This is a genomic window from Tenacibaculum sp. DPLXC6 (genome assembly GCF_056815515.1).
Genome location: NZ_CP141806.1, coordinates 2670012 through 2692223, shown reverse-complemented (window position 1 = coordinate 2692223; position 22212 = coordinate 2670012). Strand labels below are relative to the sequence as shown.

Genomic DNA, 22212 nt, shown 5'->3' with positions numbered 1-22212 from the left:
TTTGGAATAATTTATGTTGTAAATTTAACCAACAAAAATGACACAAAATTTTAAAACTATATAGATTATGATAGGATTTTATATTCTAATTGGTATTATATCTCTTTTCAGTTGGTTAGTGAGTAATACGTTAAAAAGCAAGTTTAAAAAATACTCTCAAGTTCATTTACGAAACGGAATGAGTGGTGCCGAAATTGCTCAAAAAATGCTAGTTGACCATGGAATTTCTGATGTACAAGTAATTTCTACACCAGGTAGGTTAACAGATCATTATAACCCACAAAACAAAACTGTAAACTTAAGTGAAGCTGTATACAACCAACGAAATGCTGCCGCTGCCGCAGTTGCTGCACACGAGGTTGGACATGCAGTACAACATGCTAGAGCTTATCAATACTTACAAATGCGTTCTAAGCTAGTACCTATGGTAAGCATTACCTCACGTTTTTCTCAATGGATGGTAATTGGTGGTATTGCTTTTGGTGCTGCTTCTGGTAGTACGGGTATTGGTTTTTATATAGCACTAGCTGGTTTAGCTTTTATGGCTTTAGGTACTATTTTCAGCTTTATAACCTTACCTGTTGAATATGATGCAAGTAATAGAGCCTTAGCTTGGTTAGAGAATAAAAACATGGTTACTCGTGAAGAATTAGCTGGATCTAAAGACGCTTTAAAATGGGCGGCAAGAACATATTTAGTAGCTGCTCTAGGTTCTTTAGCTATGTTATTATATTGGGCTTTACAAGTTTTAGGTAATAGAGATTAATTTTCAGTGTATTATATACAGCTTGAAAATGTAACAACAATTAAAAAACCATTTTGATAAAATCAAAATGGGTTTTTATTATTCTCTTCTCTACGATCTTTACTCTAAAGACTAGTCATTCAGCTTCAATACTGCCATAAACGCTTGCTGTGGAATTTCTACGTTTCCTACTTGACGCATACGTTTCTTACCTTTTTTCTGCTTTTCTAATAATTTACGTTTACGAGAAATATCTCCTCCGTAACATTTAGCCGTAACATCCTTACGTAAAGCTTTTACCGTTTCACGAGCAATAATTTTTGCTCCAATTGCTGCTTGAATAGGAATATCAAATTGTTGTCTTGGAATCAGTTCTTTTAACTTCTCACAGATACGTTTTCCTATTGAATACGCATTACTATCATGTAATAAAGCTGAAAGTGCATCAACAATTTGTCCGTTAAGTAACATATCTACACGAACTAATTTCGATTTTTGCATTCCTATTGGATGGTAGTCAAACGATGCATAACCTTTAGACACCGTTTTTAATCTATCATAAAAATCAAAAACGATTTCTGCCAATGGCATATCAAAAATTAATTCAACTCGCTCTGGAGTTAAATAGGTTTGATTTACAATCTGTCCTCTTTTTTCAATACAAAGTGACATTACTTGTCCTACAAAATCAGCCTTGGTAATAATTGAAGCTTTAATAAATGGTTCTTCTACTCTATCTAATTTTGATGGATCTGGTAAATCTGATGGGTTATTTACGATAATAACTTCATCTGGATTTTTCTTCGTAAATGCATGGTAACTTACGTTAGGTACTGTAGTAATTACCGTCATATTAAATTCACGCTCTAAACGCTCTTGAATAATTTCCATGTGTAACATTCCTAAGAATCCACATCGGAAACCAAAACCAAGTGCTGCTGAACTTTCTGGTTGAAATACCAATGAAGCATCATTTAACTGGAGTTTTTCCATCGAAGCACGAAGCTCTTCATAATCTTCAGTATCTACTGGATAAATTCCAGCGAATACCATTGGTTTCACATCCTCAAACCCTTCAATTCTATCTGTAGTTGGATTTGCAAAATCTGTAATAGTATCACCTACTTTTACTTCTTTTGCTGCTTTAATTCCTGTTATTAAATACCCAACATCACCTGTTTTTATTTCGTTTTTTACAACTTGACTTAATTTCAAAGTTCCTACCTCATCTGCTCCATACTGTCTACCAGTAGCCATAAACTTTATTTGTTGATTCTTTTTGATAGAACCATCAATTACTCTAAAGTAAGTTTCAATCCCTCTATATGAATTGTATACTGAATCAAAAATCAATGCTTTTAAAGGTGCATCAGGATTTCCACTAGGCGCAGGAATTTTTTCAATAATCGCTTTTAAAATATTATCTACTCCAAAACCTGTTTTTCCACTTGCGTGAATTACATCTTCTGGCTCACACCCTAACAAATCAACAATATCATCTGTTACTTCTTCAGGGTTAGCTGAAGGCAGATCTACTTTATTTAATACTGGAATAATTTCCAAGTCATTTTCTAACGCTAAATACAGGTTAGAAATAGTTTGTGCTTGGATACTTTGTGCCGCATCTACAATTAATAATGCTCCTTCACATGCTGCAATAGAACGAGAAACCTCATAAGAAAAGTCTACGTGACCTGGAGTGTCAATTAGGTTTAGTATATAATCTTCACCTTCATAAACATAATCCATTTGAATGGCGTGTGACTTAATGGTAATTCCACGCTCACGTTCTAAATCCATGTTATCAAGTAACTGATTTTGTTTTTCACGCTCAGTAACTGACCCCGTATAGTCTAACAATCTATCTGCAAGGGTACTTTTACCATGGTCAATATGTGCAATAATGCAAAAATTTCTAATGTTCTTCATCAATATAAAGTTTCTCAAGCCATTTCTAGATATGCAACATAAACTTTTGTTTACTCAATACCTATCATGGATTCATTCGTCGTAATTCTAACTACTTGTAATTTGCAAAGATACTTTATTTGCAGGCTACTACAAACAAAATAAATAGCGAAAATTAAACATCATTTTTAACTTATTTAACTAAGTATACCACCACATATACCTAATCCGATTATCAGATATAAAACTGCTAGTATGTAAAATATTTTTGAGGCTGTTTTACTTTTTTTTCTAATAGCTGCTCCAATAACAGCTAGTAACACGGGTGGACCAAACATAATTAAACCTATAATTACGAATAAGCCTGAAAGATCGCCTACTTCTAAAAATACCATATCCTTTTTCTTATATTTCTTGTCTTAACTTTTCTAAATATTCTTTTTTATCATCTCTATAAAAGAGATTCATTGTCTCAAAAGGAATAATTTTATTGTCTTTATCTACTATGTGTACACATGATTTCTTTACCGCTCGTACATCAAAATTATAAGCATCAATAAATTGCATGATTATAACTCTAAATAAATTGTCATATCCTAACTCTGGCGCATCAATATTTGGTAAACAACACATTATTGATTTTAAATTTTCTTCTGCTACTTCAACAGAATTCCCTGTACTAAATAAATCTATCATTTTTCCATGCAAGGCTTCATCTTGCTCGTAAATAATCGTGTTTTTACTATTATCTAATAAGTCGTTTGGATTAATATAGCGTGTTAACGGAAACACTTCTCCTCCCAACTTAAGAGCATACCCCATTACCAAAGCATCAGGGTTACAAGGTACTGGAATTAAATCGTCAGTATTGAAAACATCAGTTTGTTCCATGATTTTTCTTCTGACTTCTGTAAGCGTCATTCTATCTGTTTCTGGATTAAAACTTTCTAACCTTCCAGCTATTTGTATTGGTTGAAAAGTAACTCCTCTCACACATTTTTGCTGCAAGGCATAATCGATAATTTTCCCTATTTCGTGATCATTTAACCCTTTCTGAAGAGTTACTACTAAAGTTGTTGATAAATTTAACTTATTTAAGTTATCAAGTGCTTGCTTACGAATACTATTTAAATCTGCTCCTCTTAATTCTTTCAGCACATTATCTTCAAAAGAATCGAACTGTAAGTATACTTCAAAATCTGGTGTATACGTTTTCAAACGTTCTGCAAAAGCAAGATTTTTAGCTATTTTTATTCCGTTTGTATTTAACATTAAATGCCTAATTGGAAGCGATTTTGCGTAATCTAAAATTTCCCAAAACTGTGGATGTATAGTTGGTTCTCCTCCGCTAATTTGTACCACATCGGGTTCTTTCTCATTTTTCACCACAGCATCTAACATCGCTTTTACTTCTTCTAAAGTTCGGTGGCGTCCATAAGTAGGTGATGAGACAGCGTAACAAGTAGGGCAAGTTAAGTTACACCTGTCCGTAACCTCAACAACAGTCAAGCACGAATGTTGTTCATGATCTGGACACAAACCACAATCGTAAGGACATCCATAATCTGTTTTTGTGTTAAACGTATAAGGCATCTCACTAGGTTTGTTGTAATTTCTGATATTTTTATAATACTCAATATCATCAGCTATTAACACTTTTGAATTTCCATGTTCTCTACAGCGTTTAAGCATATAAACCTTGTCATCTTCAAAAACAATTTTTGCATCTACTCTTTTTAAACATTCAGGGCACAAGCTCAATGTAAAATCATAGTAGTTATATTTTCTTTCTGGCATTTTTTATTTTTAGAATTATAAATTTTGTGTAATATACATAACAAACTATACATAGTATTTGAATAGTACTTAACCCTAACACAAAAAAGGTATTGGGTTTTAAAAACTCTATACAAAAGCGAAAACCAAAGTATGCCAACATAAAAATCTTAAAAAGTTCTCCTGATTGTAATTGGCATTTCCTTTGTATGTATTTTAAACTGATAAACAACATTATTAAAAACACTAATTCATATAATGCAACTGGATGCCTTAACACTCCATCCCCTAAATCCATACCTAAAAAAGAAGTAGTTTCAATTCCATAGGTAAACTCATTAATTCCTGAAAGAAAACACCCTATTCTCCCTATAAAAATTCCAGTAATTATTGGCAATACAAACAAGTCACCAGATGATTTCGTTTCTCCTATTATTTTTTTCGCAATTTCTACACCTAATAAACCTCCAAATAAACCTCCCATAATAGTTTTTACATTCAATAATTGAATGATGTTTCTTGCTGAAAAAGTTACTAAAGGATTTTCTAATACTCCTACTATACGAGAACCAATAAAAGCTCCTACAGCAGCTCCTAAAATAATTGACAATCTGTTATTAGAAGAAATATAATCTTTCCTTTTTTTACGTAAAAAAACATAATAACGAAAAGCTAAAAAGAATGCTAAATATTCTAAAATAAGATGAATATTAACCGTGTGACCGAACAAAATGGGCTCAAAAGGTAGTTTCAATAAAAAAGTTTGTGAGTTAAAAGACGAAATATACGTAATTACTCAAAAAAAAGTAACTTTGCAGCATGATAAAAATAGGTAACATAGAACTTCCTGATTTTCCGCTATTGTTAGCGCCAATGGAAGATGTGAGTGATCCACCGTTTAGAGCTTTATGTAAAGAAAACGGTGCTGATGTAGTGTATACTGAATTTATTTCTTCGGAAGGATTAATTCGCGATGCTGCTAAAAGCGTAATGAAATTAGATATCTACGAAAAAGAACGTCCTGTTGGAATTCAAATTTTTGGTGCTAATCTAGACTCGATGTTACGTTCTGTAGAGATTGTTGAAAAAACAAATCCGGATATTATTGATATTAATTTTGGTTGTCCTGTTAAGAAAGTAGTTTCTAAAGGTGCTGGAGCTGGAATTTTAAAAGATATTGATTTAATGGTTTCTCTTACTGAGGCCATGGTTAAACACACAAACTTACCTATTACTGTAAAAACTCGTTTAGGTTGGGATCATGATTCTATTAGAATTGTTGAAGTTGCCGAACGTTTGCAAGATGTGGGATGTAAAGCTATCTCTATCCATGGACGTACACGTGCTCAAATGTATAAAGGTAATGCTGACTGGGCTCCTATTGCTGAAGTGAAAAATAATCCTAGAATGCATATTCCTGTATTTGGAAATGGTGATGTTGATTCTCCTGAAAGAGCTATGGAAATGCGTGACAAATATGGACTAGATGGTTGTATGATTGGTCGTGCTTCTATTGGATACCCTTGGTTTTTTAATGAAGTAAAACATTATTTTAAAACTGGTGAACATTTATCTAAACCAACTATTTCTGAACGTGTTGATATGGCACGCCGTCATTTAGAAATGGCTATAGATTGGAAAGGTGAACATTTAGGTGTTGTAGAAACGAGAAGACACTACACAAACTATTTTAAGGGAATTCCACATTTTAAAGAGCACAGAATGAAAATGGTTACTTCTGATGATCCTAAAGATGTTTTTGCTGCGTTTGACGAGGTACAAACTAAGTTTGGAAATGCAACAATTCCTGAAATAGGATAAGTTAACGTTTTATCGTTCAATAAAACTTTTTGAAATTCTAGAACTTGCAATTTTTGCTGCTAAATATCCTAAAGCTGAAATTGTAACAACTACTACTAGTAAGTTTAACCACTTAAACTCTACTGGGTATGCTAAATTTTGTGTAATCATTAACAACTCAAAGCGTTGTTGCATTAATACAATAATTACACCTAGAACAATTCCTATCCCCATTCCCACGAGTGTTAACAAGAAACCTTGTAATACAAATATCTTTTTTATATCCTCTATACTACTTCCTAAGTTAAAGAGAGTTTTTAGATTTTGACGTTTATCAATAATCATCATGATAATTGACCCTATCACATTAAACAAAGCAATAGCTACAATTAACGTAAAAATTAAATATGAGATAAAGTTTTCAGTATTTATTACTTTATAATACAACGTATTTAACTGTGTACGTGTTTGTACCTTTAACTTATCTCCTAAAATCTTTTGTAAATCCTCTTGGAATGTATCGAGATTTACACCTTCTTTTAAGCGTAACTCAACTCCTGTTATTTGGTTATTATCGTAACCTAATAACTCTTGTGCAAGTGATGCCTCAGTAAATACATATTTATTTTGAAATTCTTCAGATCCTGTATACACACCTACTATTTGTGTTGAAACCGATCGAAAAGCATTATTTGCATTGATAAATCCTTTTCCTGGTTTTGGCACTAAAATTTGAAGTGCTTCACCAAAATTAAAAATACCCAACGATAGTTTATAAGATATTCCATATCCTACTACTGCCGTATTTTTATATTCTTCATCAATCCAAGTACCTACTGTTAGCAAAGAATCTGTCGGAATAATTTTTGAGTAATTTGAATCAACCCCTTTAATTTGGGCAATATGCTCTTTATCTTTATACTTTAAAAAAACACGTTCTTCTACTACTTTTGAAGCAGCATCTATCTCTTCATTTTGTTTTAAAACATTATCTATTTCTTGTGTATATTGGAAAGATTTTCCTTTAGAAGCCGTAATTTTTATATCTGGATCTGATGCATTAAGTAATGAATCACTAAAAGTTTTTAATCCTGAAAAACCAGACAATACAACAAACAAAGCCAAGGTACCTACTACAACACCAAAAACAGCTATTGCTGTAATAATATTAATTGCGTTGGTACTTGTTTTAGAAAACAAGTATCGTTTAGCTATGTATAAAGAAAAGTTCAAGCATTAATAAATTTAGCTAGCCAATGTAACAAAAATTATTAACGTTTTTGACGACGAGGCAAAACATCTGGATTTTTTATTGGGTCGACATCTTCTCCTTTTAAAGACTTGTCAATATCCTCAATATAATCCAAACTATCATCTCCAAAGAACAGCAATTCTGGCATTCTTCGTAATTGATTTTTTGTTCGTTGTGCTAATTCATGACGAATTAAAGGTGTATTAGATTTTACTCCTTCAATAATTTCGTCTCTTTTTTCTGAAGGGAATACACTTAAGTATACTTTTGCCACTCCCAAATCGGCAGTAACCGAAACTTTAGAAACCGATATAATCACTCCCTTCATTCCATCTTGAGCAGCACGTTGTAAAACGTCTACTAAATCCTGTTGCAACACTCCTGCTATTTTTCGCTGTCTATTTGTTTCTTCCATGTTGCAAATTTAAGCATAAAATTACGGAGTGTAAATTTTATTTTTTATCGCATACATAACCAAGCCTACTCTATTTCTTACATTTAACTTTGTAAATAGACTGTCTCGATAACCATCGATTGTTTTTGGACTTAAAAACATTTTTTCAGCTATTTCTTTATACGTCAATTCCGAGCATGCAAGCTTCATAAAAGTTATTTCATTGTCTTTAAAGGCAAAGTTATTCCTTGAATTTTTCCCTGAAACGGAATCTAACAATAGCGTGGTAACATTTTTGGTGTGATAAAATCCGTTATCCATCATTTCTAACAACGCTTTCTCTAGGATTTCTTTTTTGGTATCTTTTAACAAGTACCCTACAGCACCAGCTTTTAACATTTTTAAAATAGTACCATCAGCATCTTCTACAGACAATGCCATAACATGTACTTGTGGGTAGTTATTCACTATCCACTCTGTAGTTTCAATACCGTTCATCACTGGCATATTTACATCTACTAAAACTAAATCTGGTATGTTTTTAGGCGATGCCAAAAACTTTTCTTCGACTTCTTTACCATTTTTGCAAGTGTAAAGCACCTTAAATTTATCAAAAGTATTTACCATACCTTCAATAGCTTGTGACAATAACGTATGATCATCTACAACAACAACTGAGTATTTCATAATTTTGTGGGTTATATTGGTTATTAGTTGTTGGGGAAATACACTAAGGTTCTTTAAATATAGTAATTTATTATTAAACTTGTGCCTTTTTGGGGCTCTGACATAAACTTAGTCTCTGCGTTAATTAGCTTGGCTCTGGCTTTTATGTTTTGTAATCCTAAACCTTTTAACCTCACTCTTTCCATGTCAAAACCTACCCCATTATCTTGAGCTTTTACCTCTATTGATTCTTCTTTATAAGTTAAAAAAACTTCCAGTTTAGATGCTTTAGAATGTTTTATAGTATTAGAAAAAAACTCTTGAAGAATTCTAAAAATAACTATTCCATGTTTTTGGTTAACCTCTTGCTCTTCTCCTGTAATTGTTAATTTAGCATCAATATAGTTTAACCTATTAAACCGCTCTACTTCTAAATTTAATGCATCTTTTAATTTTATATTATTAATAAAATCTGGGTTAATTATTTTTGACAACGCTCTTACTTCCGTTAAGCTTTTTGCTATAATTTCAGAGATTTCTTCCATACTTTCAGGAGAAGCGTGTTGTAACTGTATTTTAGCTAAAGTTAGGAGTTGCCCTATATTATCATGCAACTCCCAACTAATATTCCTTAAAGTCTCTTCTCTTATTTCTATTTGAGTCTCAGCAATTTCTCTTTCGTATCGTTTTTTATTTTTATCTCGTTCTTGTAGCAACTTGTTTTTTCTATTTTGGAAAACCGTAAACAATGTCACTAAAAAAACAATTATTATTATTATTACAATTGTTGTAACTATTAATATCCTACCTTCCTGCTGCTCCATATTAAACCAAAAGATATAATAATATTCATTAAAACAATTAACGCATGTAAGATAGGTACTAGATCTCTATTTTTCATATAACTCCAAAAGCTAAAAAATGGAATGGCTGGTAAATGAAAAACAAGAAATCCTACTGAAACCCAAAATGGTAACAGCTTTTTATAATTTACAATCTCATTTGATAATAATAACTCCCTTAAGTACAAAAAAATCAAACCTCCTATACACAGAGATCCTAACATAGCAGTATAATGCATATAATTTTTATCAAAAAAAGTCAATCCCCATAGAATTACAAGTAATACTAGTAATACATAGACAATTTTCAAATATTTTTTTTCTTTTAAAACGCTCCTAAATAGAATAAATACTGTAAAGTAAGAAAAGATAGCATAATAATGGTAAAGCCTAAAATTTGCTCCTCTAATACTACTCAAATACGTCCCTATTAATTCAACAACAAAAGTAATAACTAGATATAATGTTAATACCTTTATAAAAAATGTTCTTTTTTTCAATAAAAGAATACTGCTTAATAAAGCTGCTAATAATTGTGAATATAAAGGTGCGTCAAATAGATGCATAAAATAATTATTTATTAATTGGCGTAAGGTGGTTCTAAATGCCCATAATTACCTGCCCCACTTAACAACTCATCATCTTGAGGTGAAGCAAACATAAACCCAGCTTTATTTTCTCTCACTGTTTTTACTCTATAGTTATAATCATCTCTCTTCCCTTTTTCAAACTCTTCTCTAGTATTATATATCCATTTATATCCATGCTTTGCCAGCATTTCTTTAAACGTTACTAATTTTCCTTGTTTTGCGGATTGCACAGGGTCAAAAGCTATTTGCTTTCCATCAATTGTAGTCGTAGGAATATAAATTAGACTGCTATAGCTTTTACCTGTATCCTTATGATTTTCTTTAGCTGTAGATATAAAACTGATTCCTGTTATTTTAATTTTTGCTTTTTTACTTAGGTTTTCTACGTGCCCCAAATACTTTTTAAATTGCACAAAGTCAAATGTGTTAGCACGTGTATCTTCATATCCTAAAGCTTCTTCTAGTGGCGCAATTCTTGTTCTATCATAACTTGATAGCATTTGAATAACTTCCTTATAGTTTAGCATTTCTTTTGTTCTTCCTTCATCAGAGTAACAAAAAGTACCTTCTGGCACTTGAGACTGCCAATCGTCACAATCACATTTATTGCCATTTATCTTATCACATGAAATAGCAAAACTCATTACAAGAGTTAACAATAATAATTTAAGTTGGTTAGTGTTTTTCATAATAAAATTGATTTTTTGATTTTCTAAATATAACGGCTTATTTCTTAATAAAAAAAACGGAATTACTCAGAAACCCTTTAAAACCTGAGTTATCAACTAGTTATTTATCCTTCCATAACCCACAAACAGGAAAAACCCCTAAACCATACAAATGTTTTAACTCTTGTTTTTTCATGGCATATACTCTTGTTTTTTTCTTTTTAAAAGTTCAAAACCTTCTACATATAGTTACGATGTAGAAGGCTTTATTATTATCTAATAAAAATCTTTTATTAATCTGCGTATGGTGGCTCTAAACTGCCCCAGTTACCAGCTCCACTTTCAGTATCTCCTTTCTGTTCTCTGTTTAGCAAATTTGATTTTAACTCTTTAGTTATAGTATTACGGTTTTCATAATCTTCTTTACTGTCATATACCCAATTGTAACCATAGCTTCCTAGCATTTCTTTCATGGTTACAATTTTATTTTCAGAAGAAACTTCAGGAGCAAAAGCTATATTTCTACCGTTAATTTCAGTCGTAGGCATAAACATTGTTGTTTGATAATTTGGAGTTCCATGGCTTGTTGATTCTGGATACGACGCCGATACTATATTAATACCTGTTAGTTTTATTCCTTTTTCTTCAGATACTTTTTTCATATATGCTAAATATGTTTCTAAAGTTTCAATAGTATAAAAGTTAATGCGAGTATCTTCATATCCCAATGCTTTTTCCAAAACAGGCTTTCTTGTTTCATCATAATGTTCCAACATAGCCACCATTTCTTTATACATAAGCAAATTTTGTGGTTTTGCAGTTTTTACTGTTTTTTCTACCAATACGTCTTCTGTTTTATCTTGACTACAAGATACTAGGCATAAAATTGCACTCGCCATTAATGGCAATACATAATTTTTCATTTTTATAAATTTTTAAATTAAACTTTTGTGCTATTGATACTTTGACAAAAACCGGTGTACCTTCGGAAATACATAAAACAACCTGTAATACAAGATTGTAGAGAAGTGATTTTTATTAAATTTTTCATAGCATTTCAAATCTAATAATAATAATAATAATAACTATACAAAACAAAAACTTTTATTCCCTAAAATACACAGGAGAAAAATCTCCTTTAAAACCTAGGGCTATCACAACACTTTTACAGTTCTACTCCTCGAAAATCTACTCTAAATTTCATTCAACTTTGCCTTCAGTTATTTCGAAATACTAGGCGAACACCGAAAAGCCTAATTATAAACAGAGTAGGTACACAAAATAAAAAATATGCCAAATTTAGTTCCAGAATTAAACAGTTTAGACTTCAACGTATATGTTGGAGGTCCTTTACAGGCTGCAATACAAGCACAAACAGCAGCTTCTATGGCCACTGTAAATTTTATTAAAGAAGTAGGTTTTGAAAAAGACAATAACCCTGCTAATCCAGATTCATTACGTTATGTTGATTTTCAATATGAAAAATCAGTACCTAACCCTGATTATGATTCAAGTGAAGCCATTGGTCCTGAAAATCAAAAATTCATAAAAAGTGAAATTGAAATCAAAGTACCATTTTTAACAATGCTTACCATTCCATCAATTCGTATTGATGAAGTAAACATTGATTTTAATGCGCGCTTGAGTTCTACTGAAACAAGAAACGTATCGTCTGAGTTTGCAGCTAGTGCAGAACTAGGAATCAATTACAAAATTGTAAACTTTAAAGCTTCTGCATCTTACAAAAGAAACACATCTCAAGGCGTTAAGGTTGATAAAACATATAATCTTGGGGTAAAAGTTCGTGCCGTAAACGACGAATTACCTGAAGGGTTAAGTAGAATTTTAAATATGCTAGAGGACAGTATTGCTGCTGTAGCTTAACATTGATAACGAGGTTGTACCGTACCAAACCGTACAACCTCTTTTTAAAAATTTTTATTATGATAAATTTAAATGAATATTTAGGGGGAATCGCCACCAGCATTGCAGAAGCACGTTTAATGTCTGATTTGAAATCTTTAGAGATTGCTGAGAAGTTTTCACGTCATGAACTCTTGAAACATTTTTCTATTCCTCGTTTTAAAGCACAAAATATTGAACTCACCATTCCTGTAGCAATTGGAGAATTAGAAGAGGCTTATGAAGCCGATTACGAACCTATTGATAATGTTGCTTTCAATTCACAAACCTATACAATTTTAAAAGATGCTTCAAAAATTACTTCTTTTGACAGAAAAACGTCTACTATACTTCGTTCAGTAATAGCACAAAGAACAGATGAACTTGAAAAAAATATAAAAGCAACTGGTGAAATCGATCCTGTATTATCAAGATTTTCACAACAATTATCTGAAGAGTTTATCTCTATTTATAATGAAAAAGTTAGTTACGATGTATTGGTTAAAAAACTTAATTCAGAATTAAGACCATCTATTAAAAGTAGACAAATAACACAAAAAAACACGAAAGTTATTGTAGAAGCTCATAAACTAAACGAAATCAAACCTGAAAATATAGTTCAGATTAAAATGACTTTAAATGAAGAAGGTATGGAGTGGTATACTTCAGAAAATGAAGATGGTGTAAGAGAAACCAAACTATTACCAGAATAGTTATGAGAAAATCAATTACAAAAATAACCAATCAACTCAAAACTCAATTGAATGAAATACATGAATTGGCGAATCAAATTGAGAAAAAAAATACACAAAGCACTAAAAATATTCGCAATTGGTTGTTAGCTACTGAAGAAGTTTTAAAAGCACTCAACTTACCAGAGTCATCAAAATTTGCAGTTAAAAGAGCCATGTTAAGTTCATTTATCCCTGATAGTAGAAATAAGAAAAAAGAGACTCTACAATTAGGAGCATCAACATTAACAGAAGCTCAACAAGACTTATGGGAAGTATACACTCCCTATGCTACCATTTTAGATAATTCAACAACCTTGATAGAGCAACTTTTAGCAGTAATTTACCAAACCAAGCAGTTTAAATACGATACAAATGAAGATTTTACGCAATTTCTAGAACAAGTTTGGAGGTTTTGCTGCAATCATGAACAACTTAAAGGAATTAGCTCACAAATACTTTCAATGATAAATCAATCAGACGTACTTATTATTATGGCTGAAAAAATAGCAATAGAAAGTTTATAGATAGTTCGCTATATTTTTTACTTTTACGTTATGAACAAAATTGAACATATTGGTATAGCCGTTAAAGATTTAGAAAAATCTAACTCGTTATTTGCTTCTCTTTTTGGAGAATCTCATTATAAAATTGAAGAAGTTGCTAGCGAAGGTGTAAAAACTTCATTTTTTAAATCTGGCCCTAATAAAATTGAATTATTAGAAGCTACAAAGCCCGAGAGCCCTATAGCAAAGTTTATAGAAAAAAAAGGAGAAGGAATTCATCACATTGCTTTTGCAGTTGATAACATAAAAGAAGAAATTAAACGTTTACAAGGTGAAGGTTTTACTGTTTTGAATGAAACTCCTAAAAAAGGAGCCGATAATAAACTAGTAGCTTTTTTGCATCCTAAAACTACCAATGGTGTACTTATTGAGTTATGCCAAGAGATAGAAGAATAGGAACAGTTTAAAAATTAAATATTTGTATCTTGCAACGCCTTAAAATCAGTATTTACTAATGACAACCTCTTTTGATTCTTTTCAAAAACGCCGATTACAATCTTCATACATATCAGTAGTAGTAAGTATTGCTTTAGTACTTTTTATGATTGGTGTTTTAGGTTTAGTTCTTTTAAAATCAACAAAAGTTGCGAATCACTTTAAGGAAAAAGTAGTTATGACGCTTTTCTTAAAAGATGAAGTAGCTGATAAAAACATTAAAAGTCTTAAGGAATCAATTAAAAAAGAGACGTTTGTTAACAAGGTTGTTTATATTTCTAAAGAAGACGCTGCCAAAGAGTATAAAAAAGATTTAGGTGAAGATTTTTTACAGTTTTTGGGAGATAATCCCTTAAAAAATGGAATTGACATTTATCTAAAAGCAGATTTTGTGACTCCTGAAAAAATGAGTGAACTTGAAAAATCTTTTGATAAAAACAAGTTTGTTGCAGAAGTAAGCTATGATAAACCATTAGTGCAATTACTTACCAAAAACATCCAACGCATTAGTTTTTGGCTGTTAGTATTGAGTGGTTTTTTCGGGTTAGTTGCTATTATTTTAATAAACAGTTCCATCCGATTGTCAATTTACTCAAAACGATTCAACATAAAAACCATGCAAATGGTTGGTGCTACTAAGAGCTTTATTCGTAAACCTTTTATTTGGCAAAGTATTAAGCTAGGATTATTAGGTGCTTTTATAGCAATAAGTGGATTAGGTATTTTAATTTATTATGTAGATAAATACATCCCTACATTAGAACTACTTACAGACTATGTTGCTTTAGGTTATGTAGCTGGAGGAGTTATACTTGTTGCTTTTTTTATTACATGGATTAGCACTTTCTTTGCTACACAACGATTCTTAAATTTACAAACCAACGATTTGTACTACTAAAATATTTATGAAAAAAGACAATTCACCAAAACAAGAATTTCTATTCGGTAAACGAAACTATATCATTATGCTTATTGGTATTGCTGTAATTGCCTTAGGGTTTATTTTAATGGCAGGCGGCGGTAGTGATGATCCTAATGTATTTAATCCAGAAATATATAGTTGGCGTAGAATTCGTTTAGCTCCTACCTTAGTAATTATCGGATTGGGTATAGAAATTTATGCTATTTTTGCCAATCCTAAAAAATAAGCATGGATTTATTAGAAGCAATTATTCTTGGAATTATCCAGGGTCTTACTGAATTTTTACCCGTTTCCTCTAGTGGTCATTTAGAATTAGCAAAAGCTTTATTTGGAGATACTTCTGTACCTCAAGAAAGTTTGACATTTACTGTGGTTTTACATGCTGCAACAGCATTAAGTACTATTGTAGTATTTAGAAAAGAAATTGCTGAGATTTTTAGAGGTTTATTTCAGTTTAAATGGAATGAGGAAATGCAATTTTCTGTAAAAATTATTCTTTCTATGATTCCTGCTGTAGTAATTGGGTTAACCTTTGAAAAAGAATTGGAAAGCTTTTTTGGAGGGAAAGTTTTATTAGTAGGTTTTATGCTTTTAGTAACTGCTGTACTACTTTTATTAGCTGATAAAGCTAAGAACACTAACAAAAGTGTTTCTTTTAAAAGTTCAGTAATTATAGGAATCTCTCAAGCAATTGCCATGTTACCTGGAATTTCACGTTCAGGAGCTACTATTTCAACATCTGTATTATTAGGTGTAGACCGAACTAAAGCGGCTCGTTTTTCATTTTTAATGGTGGTACCTTTAATTTTAGGCAAAGTTGCTAAAGATATTTTAAGTGGTGATATTAATTTTCAGAGCTCAGAGATCGTTCCATTATCTGCTGGATTTGTTGCTGCTTTTATCTCAGGATTATTAGCGTGTACTTGGATGATAGCCTTAGTTAAAAAGAGTAAATTATCATACTTCTCATTATACTGCGCTATTGTAGGTTTAATTGCCATTGGCTATTCTTTATTTTTCTAGATGACTGCAGAAGATTACAAAAACGGACAAGTTTTATTGATTGACAAACCTTTAGAATGGACTTCTTTTCAAGTAGTGAATAAGCTACGCTGGCATATCCGTAAACGTTTTGATATTAAAAAAATTAAAGTAGGACATGCTGGAACGCTTGACCCTTTGGCAACTGGTTTGTTAATTATTTGTACTGGTAAACAAACTAAAAACATCAACGAGTATCAGGGACAAGTAAAAGAATATACAGGTACGTTTGTTGTGGGGGCTACAACGCCAAGTTACGATTTAGAAACAGAAATCAACGAAACGTTTCCTATAGAACATATAACAGAAGAGTTACTGCATAAAACTACGGAGCAATTCACAGGAAAAATTCAGCAAAAACCACCAATTTTTTCTGCCATTAAAAAGGATGGAAAACGTTTATACGAGTTGGCTCGTAAAGGTGAAACTACAGAAATTAAAGCTCGTGAAGTAGAAATCAATGAGTTTGAAATCACAAAGATTGATTTACCAAATGTTGAATTCAGAATTGTATGTAGTAAAGGAACTTATATTCGTTCTATTGCCAACGACTATGGAGTTGCACTAAATTCTGGAGCACATTTATCTGTATTACGAAGAACCAAGATTGGAGATTTTTCTGTAGATAATGCTCAGAGTGTTGATGAGTTTATAGAAAACTTATAAAAATCGGCTATACCAACTTTCTGTAATAGGTACTTCCCAGTAATTTTCTAATTCTATTTTAGTTTGTACTAAATTATCAAAAACTATTGTTTTAGCTGATACAGACTTCTTTTTAAGCAACTTTTTAAATTCTTTGACGTCTTTGTACTGAATAAATTCTCCTTGCTTAAAACACACATTCATTTTGTCTAACAACTCTACTCTATATTCTTGTTGTAGTTGTAAAATAAATGCTACTTGTTTATCAATATCTGCATTCGTTAATATTGAACCTTCTTCGACAGAAAAAATAATAAAACGATTATATTTCAGCTCAAAAGAAGCTTTGAAGTCAGTATCTTCAGACTTCCATCCATCAATAAAGCCTTGTAACTTTTCTTTTAGCCCGTCAATTTCTTGCGGATAAAATTTTCGACTTGATGGATATACCCAAACTTTTGCCTCTTCTGATAAACTACTGAATTCTACAAACATATTTATTCCTTATGGACGCAAAGATACAGAAAACAATTCCCCTTTTTGACAAAAACAAAAAGGGGAATTTCTAGCTTTTTTATGCACTATATTACTGAAGCATTGACACTAAATCTTCTTGTGTATTTTCTCCTTTATTTTTGTTATACCAAACTTGTAAATCTGTTTTAAAGTCAGCATCCAAACTACCATGTTTTTCTTTATAATCAACAACCATTTTAGTTGCTGTGGTAGGTCTTGGTCCCCATGTGTTGATTACTTCGTTCTCCTGATTTAAAGCAATTAACTTAGGTATTGATCTTCCTCCATTCGTTAAAAATTTATCCATCAACTCTAAATTTTCATCTCGTAAAACTAGTTTTAAATTGATGTTTGGATTTTCTTCTGCTATTTTATTAATTACAGGTAAGTTTTGTGCTGCATCACCACACCATCCTTCAGTTAATACTAACCAAGTTTGTGGTTCTTTTACATCTTTAATTTTAGCAAGTGTCTCTTTAGTAAGTTTTACGGTTTTATCTAAACGTTTCATACGTTTATCATTTAACTTACTATAGTTTAATAAATCATCTGATTGATTAGGTCCTGTAGATTTTCCTTGCGACAATAAATCACTTACTAAGTCTCTATATTCATTATAAGACAGTGCCTTTTCTAAGCTATTTTGAATAATTTTTTTCATCGTAAATATATTGTTATTACAAAAGTATTTTATCTATAGTGAACCTTAGGTAACCTAAGTTACAATTCACTATAAAACTTGAATAACATAGACGAAAACACAAATACAACCTTACACTTCAGCTGACTCTTGAGCTTTTGCTTGTAAATTGGTAATAATATCTTTAGTCATAGAAGCTAAATCAAACTGATGTCTCCATCCCCAATCTTTTCTTGCTGCTGAATCATCAATTACTTGAGGCCAACTGTCAGCAATTGCTTGTCTAAAGTCTGGATTATACGTAATGGTAAACTCTGGAATGTATTTTTTAATTTCAGTAGCTATTTCAGCTGGTGTAAAACTAATTGCCGCTAAGTTGTATGAAGTTCTTGTTTTAATATTCTTCTCATCTGCTTGCATTAATTGGATAGTCGCATTAATAGCATCGTCCATATACATCATTGGCAAACGTGTATTTTCTGATAAAAAGCACTCAAAAGTTCCTTTTTTCAATGCATCAAAGTAAATATCAACAGCATAATCAGTCGTTCCTCCACCTGGCAAAGTTTTCCAGCTTATAATTCCTGGATAACGGATGCTTCGTACATCTACCCCATATTTATCGTGGTAATAATTACACCAATGCTCTCCTGCTACTTTACTTATTCCATAAACTGTAGAAGGCTCCATGATTGTTTGCTGTGGTGTATTCATTTTTGGTGATGTTGGTCCAAAAGCAGCCATTGAACTAGGCCAATATATTTTTTGAATATGCTTTTCTCTAGCTAATTCCAATACCGCTAACAACGAAGTCATGTTTAAATCCCAACCTTTTAATGGATATTTTTCTGCTGTTGCAGATAACATTGCCGCCATTAAATACACTTGGGTTACTTTATATTTTTGAACAACACTTAAAATTTGCTCTTGGTTGGTAGCATCGATGATTTCAAAAGGTCCAGAACTCATCATTTCTGCATTTCCTTCTCTAATATCGGAAGCTATTACATTATCTGCTCCATAAATAGAACGCAATTTTTGGGTTAATTCTGTTCCTATTTGCCCGCAAGCTCCTAAAATTAATATCGTTTCACTCATTTTAAATTATTCAAAAATAGATGTTTGCAAAGTTATTAAATTTAAGATTTCGCAAAAAGTATTTATTCTTTTTTAACTATCTACAAAAGAGACTGCTAATCTACTGATTTCAAACTTCTAATTTAATTCTACAAAGAATGCCAAGTAAAATATGTACTTTTATCGCTTAATTATTTTATTAAAATGAGTCGTTTTTTATTTGTTATTGCTTCATTCTTTGTTTTAGTTACTTCTTGTAAAAAAAAGAGTGAGCAAAAAGAAGAGTTACCAACTAAAACTGAAATGAATATTTCGGTTAAGCATACTGATTACTCTAAAATAAATGAAAAATATGTTAATGAAATTAAACCTTGGAAAGAGTATTTTATAGTTGAAGATTTTTTACAAGAATTACAAAACACAACTCCTACAGAAGCTTTAAACAATGCTTTAGAACTAAAAACACTTACCAAGCAATTTAAGGATAGTTTAAATATAGAATCGCTTAAAACACCTGCTTTTAAAGCACGTATTAATGTTTTTGAAAATGAGACTTTACGTTTAGCAGACATGACTTTTATTCCGTCAATATCTGCGAATCAGGTTAACAGTCAGGTTGAAAAAATTATGATGCTTTTTAGTAGTGTTAACGATAAGATTAATACAGTTTACACTAAGAAAAAGTTTGACAGTGAAATAAATCTTGATAGCCTATTTAAGAATCAATAGTTTTTAAGGCTTCGTATATTAAACTACTTTCAAACCCTCTGTATAAAAGATAATCAGCAATTTTCTTTTTTCTTTTGAAATGGTTTGTTTCAGAAACTGATGCATTCTTTTTTTCGACCAAATTATATAAGGTTTTGATATACTCCTCTTCGTCGATTTCTTTCAGAGCTGATTTTATGTTATAAGCGGAAATATCTCTAAATTTCAATTCTCTAACGATTCGGTCTTTTCCCCATTTTTTAATTCTGAATTTCCCTCTAGCAAAACTTTTTGAAAATCGTTCCTCATTCAGGAAATTGTGTTCTAATAAGTGTAATAAAATATGTTCTCTTGCTTCTGGAATTAAGTTATAATCTTTAAGTTTTTTCTCTACTTCTTTATGACATCGATCTTGGTAAACACAATACTGCTCAATCTTCCTTTTTATTTCTTCAACTGTAAAAACCGGTTTGCTCATAGCACGAAAATATAAATTCTATTTCCATTGATTCAAAAAAGAGACTACCTTTTCTTTATAACTAGCGCCTATTGGAATTTCTTTTGAATTTATTTCAATATCGTTAATTGTAAAAGCAGATATTTTATTCGTATTGATAATATAAGATCTGTGTACTCTTAAAAAATTACTATTTAATTTTTCTTCAATATCGCTTATCTTATACTTAGTTACAACACGTTTATCATTAACTGTATGAACTTTTACATAATCTTTTAAGCTCTCTATAAATAATATATCTCCAATAAAGACTTTGTGGTACTTACTTCCTGATTTCAGTAACAAAAACTCTTCTGTGTTTTCGTTTTCTTTGGTTATAGACATATCACTCTCCTTTATTGACCTCAAAAAGCGATCTACAGCTTTAAAAAAACGCTCAAAAGTTATTGGTTTTAATAAGTAGTCTAGCACTTCCAAATCATAACTTTCAAGAGCATAATCTCTGTAGGCTGTTGTAAAAATTGTTTTTGGTGGGTTTTTAATTGTTTTTAAAAAGTCTATTCCTGTAATATTAGGCATTTTTATATCTAAAAACAGTAAATCTATTTCTTGAGAACTTATAACTTCAAATGCTTTAAGTGCATTGTCACAGCTCCCCACTATTTCTAGTGCCGGTATTTTTGAGATGTGATTCTCTATTAATTCTCTTGCTAAAGGCTCATCATCAACCACTAAACATTTTACTTTCATCAACTACTTAATTTGAATAAATCTTTAAAACTACCTTAAATTCATTTTCTTCATTCTCTATTATCAAACTATATTGGTCTTGATAGATTAAATCTAATTGTTTTCTAACGTTTGACAAACCTATACTCTCTTTTTTGAGAATATAATCTTTGGAAACTGTATTAGAAATTTTAAAGTTAAAACTATTCTCTATGCTTAAAAGCTCAATTTTAATTTCCGGCGACCCACTATCTTCTCCTGCACCATGTTTAAAAGCATTTTCAACTAACGATAACAATATCAATGGTGGTATTTTGATGTCTTCTTCTACATTATTTATCAAAGAAACTTTTAAACGTGAGTCGTACCTTAGTTTTTCTAACTCTATATAATTTTCTATCAATTGTATTTCATTAGAAAGTAACACAAACTTAGTATTACATCTATACAAGACATAATCTAACATTTCTGATAGTTTACCTATTGAGGTTGGTGTTTTGGGCGAGTTACTCAAAGACAAACTATAAATATTATTAAGAGTATTGAATAAGAAATGTGGGTTTAATTGTGCTTTTAATGTTTTTAATTCTGCTTCCGTTTTTTCTTTTTCAAATACTAGTTCTTTTTCTTTAACTCTTTTATAATCCAGAAAATATTTTACAGAAAGGAAAACCAAAGTTGTTAAATACATATTTGGAATATAACCAAACAACAACTTTTTCCAATCAGTTAAAATCTCCAAAAGGGGCTCTTGTGTAAAAACTCCTTTTCTTATTAATGTTTCTCCTACATGCACAACCAAAACCCTGTTGAACGCTGCTAATAAATATGTTCCTATTAAAAACAAAACAACTGTAATTATATATTTTTTCTTCAATAAAAACTTCGGAATAACATAATAAGCTATGAAATAGGATATAATTATCTTGGGAATCAAATGACATAGAGACATTACAAAGGTTCCTAAAAAAGAAAACTCTTCTTGATATATAAGTGAATCTTTAGGAAAATCTAAAACAAGGAACACACACCAAAATAGTATATGTTGTAATACTCTACTCTTTGAAAAAAAAGTAATAATGGCTGTTCTTATCATCATAGTTCGTAAAGATATAAATAGCTTTAGTATTTATAGTACCAAATCGACAAACTAGAGCTTTTACATCCTGAATAAAGCTTTTTCAAGCCTTAATTTGCTTTTC

The 22212-nt window shown here is 31.1% G+C and carries 27 protein-coding genes; 11 read left to right on the top strand and 16 right to left on the bottom strand.

Annotated elements, in window-relative coordinates; genetic code table 11:
* Positions 1-67 precede the first annotated feature (67 nt).
* Positions 68-766, top strand: a complete 699-nt coding sequence (locus VCM48_RS12210) for a zinc metallopeptidase (protein ID WP_099215729.1) — start codon at positions 68-70, stop codon at positions 764-766.
* A 111-nt stretch (positions 767-877) separates the two neighbouring features.
* On the opposite strand, the gene lepA is transcribed toward VCM48_RS12210, so the two are convergent.
* The 3 genes from lepA to VCM48_RS12195 form a co-directional block, all read right to left on the bottom strand.
* Positions 878-2674, bottom strand: coding sequence for a translation elongation factor 4 (lepA, locus tag VCM48_RS12205; protein WP_047789984.1), 1797 nt, complete (start codon positions 2672-2674; stop codon positions 878-880).
* Positions 2675-3058: 384 nt separating this feature from the next.
* Complete coding sequence (locus VCM48_RS12200; protein WP_482270683.1) at positions 3059-4450, bottom strand: radical SAM protein; 1392 nt, start codon at positions 4448-4450, stop codon at positions 3059-3061.
* The gene (locus VCM48_RS12195) at positions 4431-5183 is read right to left on the bottom strand and encodes a prolipoprotein diacylglyceryl transferase (protein ID WP_482270682.1); all 753 of its coding nucleotides are present in this window, start codon (positions 5181-5183) and stop codon (positions 4431-4433) included. Before VCM48_RS12195 ends, VCM48_RS12200 begins: the two co-directional genes overlap by 20 nt.
* A gap of 65 nt (positions 5184-5248) precedes the next feature.
* Here VCM48_RS12195 and dusB point away from each other — a divergent pair, with 65 nt between their 5' ends.
* Entirely contained in the window at positions 5249-6250 is a 1002-nt protein-coding gene (dusB, locus tag VCM48_RS12190; protein ID WP_482270681.1) for a tRNA dihydrouridine synthase DusB, read from the top strand.
* A gap of 9 nt (positions 6251-6259) precedes the next feature.
* Here dusB and VCM48_RS12185 read toward each other — a convergent pair whose 3' ends face one another.
* From VCM48_RS12185 to VCM48_RS12155, 7 genes are all read right to left on the bottom strand, one after another.
* Positions 6260-7462: an ABC transporter permease gene (locus tag VCM48_RS12185; protein WP_482270680.1), complete on the bottom strand. Its 1203-nt coding sequence runs from the start codon at positions 7460-7462 to the stop codon at positions 6260-6262.
* 38 nt (positions 7463-7500) lie between these two features.
* Complete coding sequence (gene rbfA, locus VCM48_RS12180) at positions 7501-7896, bottom strand: 30S ribosome-binding factor RbfA (protein WP_047789979.1); 396 nt, start codon at positions 7894-7896, stop codon at positions 7501-7503.
* 21 nt (positions 7897-7917) lie between these two features.
* Positions 7918-8562: a response regulator transcription factor gene (locus VCM48_RS12175; RefSeq protein ID WP_440120693.1), complete on the bottom strand. Its 645-nt coding sequence runs from the start codon at positions 8560-8562 to the stop codon at positions 7918-7920.
* Between the two features lie 53 nt (positions 8563-8615).
* Complete coding sequence (locus VCM48_RS12170) at positions 8616-9257, bottom strand: sensor histidine kinase (protein ID WP_482270679.1); 642 nt, start codon at positions 9255-9257, stop codon at positions 8616-8618.
* An 80-nt stretch (positions 9258-9337) separates the two neighbouring features.
* Entirely contained in the window at positions 9338-9949 is a 612-nt protein-coding gene (locus VCM48_RS12165) for a hypothetical protein (RefSeq protein ID WP_274640813.1), read from the bottom strand.
* 14 nt (positions 9950-9963) lie between these two features.
* Positions 9964-10662: a hypothetical protein gene (locus tag VCM48_RS12160; protein ID WP_482270678.1), complete on the bottom strand. Its 699-nt coding sequence runs from the start codon at positions 10660-10662 to the stop codon at positions 9964-9966.
* A 272-nt stretch (positions 10663-10934) separates the two neighbouring features.
* Entirely contained in the window at positions 10935-11564 is a 630-nt protein-coding gene (locus VCM48_RS12155; protein ID WP_482270677.1) for a hypothetical protein, read from the bottom strand.
* A 367-nt stretch (positions 11565-11931) separates the two neighbouring features.
* Between VCM48_RS12155 and VCM48_RS12150 the strand changes: the two genes are divergently transcribed.
* From VCM48_RS12150 to truB, 8 genes are read left to right on the top strand one after another with little or no spacing between them, the layout of a single operon-like run.
* Positions 11932-12525 (top strand): DUF2589 domain-containing protein, encoded by a 594-nt coding sequence (locus tag VCM48_RS12150; RefSeq protein WP_482270676.1) that lies wholly within the window; start codon positions 11932-11934, stop codon positions 12523-12525.
* A 59-nt stretch (positions 12526-12584) separates the two neighbouring features.
* On the top strand, positions 12585-13256 hold the full coding sequence (locus VCM48_RS12145; protein ID WP_482270675.1) for a hypothetical protein: 672 nt from the start codon (positions 12585-12587) through the stop codon (positions 13254-13256).
* Between the two features lie 2 nt (positions 13257-13258).
* Positions 13259-13801, top strand: coding sequence for a hypothetical protein (locus tag VCM48_RS12140; RefSeq protein ID WP_482270674.1), 543 nt, complete (start codon positions 13259-13261; stop codon positions 13799-13801).
* A 30-nt stretch (positions 13802-13831) separates the two neighbouring features.
* Complete coding sequence (gene mce, locus VCM48_RS12135; RefSeq protein WP_099215711.1) at positions 13832-14236, top strand: methylmalonyl-CoA epimerase; 405 nt, start codon at positions 13832-13834, stop codon at positions 14234-14236.
* A 58-nt stretch (positions 14237-14294) separates the two neighbouring features.
* Positions 14295-15173 (top strand): cell division protein FtsX, encoded by an 879-nt coding sequence (locus VCM48_RS12130; protein ID WP_482270673.1) that lies wholly within the window; start codon positions 14295-14297, stop codon positions 15171-15173.
* A gap of 7 nt (positions 15174-15180) precedes the next feature.
* Positions 15181-15423 carry a DUF3098 domain-containing protein gene (locus tag VCM48_RS12125; protein WP_047789969.1) on the top strand — a complete coding sequence of 81 codons (243 nt, stop codon included), beginning with the start codon at positions 15181-15183 and terminating at the stop codon, positions 15421-15423.
* 2 nt (positions 15424-15425) lie between these two features.
* The gene (locus VCM48_RS12120; protein ID WP_273694389.1) at positions 15426-16220 is read left to right on the top strand and encodes an undecaprenyl-diphosphate phosphatase; all 795 of its coding nucleotides are present in this window, start codon (positions 15426-15428) and stop codon (positions 16218-16220) included.
* A complete protein-coding gene (gene truB / locus VCM48_RS12115) occupies positions 16221-16904 on the top strand; it encodes a tRNA pseudouridine(55) synthase TruB (RefSeq protein WP_482270672.1) in 684 nt (227 codons plus the stop codon). It abuts the gene before it with no gap.
* Here truB and VCM48_RS12110 read toward each other — a convergent pair.
* The 3 genes from VCM48_RS12110 to VCM48_RS12100 all read right to left on the bottom strand — a co-directional run bounded on the left by VCM48_RS12110 (position 16899) and on the right by VCM48_RS12100 (position 19137).
* On the bottom strand, positions 16899-17378 hold the full coding sequence (locus VCM48_RS12110; RefSeq protein ID WP_482270671.1) for an ABC transporter ATPase: 480 nt from the start codon (positions 17376-17378) through the stop codon (positions 16899-16901). The two genes, truB and VCM48_RS12110, sit on opposite strands and share 6 nt — an antisense overlap.
* 91 nt (positions 17379-17469) lie before the next feature.
* Positions 17470-18060: a thioredoxin family protein gene (locus tag VCM48_RS12105; protein WP_099215705.1), complete on the bottom strand. Its 591-nt coding sequence runs from the start codon at positions 18058-18060 to the stop codon at positions 17470-17472.
* A 111-nt stretch (positions 18061-18171) separates the two neighbouring features.
* On the bottom strand, positions 18172-19137 hold the full coding sequence (locus VCM48_RS12100) for an NAD-dependent epimerase/dehydratase family protein (protein ID WP_482270670.1): 966 nt from the start codon (positions 19135-19137) through the stop codon (positions 18172-18174).
* 183 nt (positions 19138-19320) lie between these two features.
* Between VCM48_RS12100 and VCM48_RS12095 the strand changes: the two genes are divergently transcribed.
* Positions 19321-19845 (top strand): hypothetical protein, encoded by a 525-nt coding sequence (locus VCM48_RS12095; RefSeq protein WP_482270669.1) that lies wholly within the window; start codon positions 19321-19323, stop codon positions 19843-19845.
* On the opposite strand, the gene VCM48_RS12090 is transcribed toward VCM48_RS12095, so the two are convergent.
* From VCM48_RS12090 to VCM48_RS12080, 3 genes are read right to left on the bottom strand one after another with little or no spacing between them, the layout of a single operon-like run.
* Positions 19832-20302: a regulatory protein RecX gene (locus VCM48_RS12090; protein WP_440120680.1), complete on the bottom strand. Its 471-nt coding sequence runs from the start codon at positions 20300-20302 to the stop codon at positions 19832-19834. The genes VCM48_RS12095 and VCM48_RS12090 overlap by 14 nt on opposite strands.
* 18 nt (positions 20303-20320) lie before the next feature.
* Positions 20321-21031: a LytR/AlgR family response regulator transcription factor gene (locus VCM48_RS12085; RefSeq protein ID WP_440122818.1), complete on the bottom strand. Its 711-nt coding sequence runs from the start codon at positions 21029-21031 to the stop codon at positions 20321-20323.
* A gap of 7 nt (positions 21032-21038) precedes the next feature.
* A complete protein-coding gene (locus VCM48_RS12080; RefSeq protein WP_482270668.1) occupies positions 21039-22109 on the bottom strand; it encodes a sensor histidine kinase in 1071 nt (356 codons plus the stop codon).
* Positions 22110-22212: the final 103 nt, after the last annotated feature.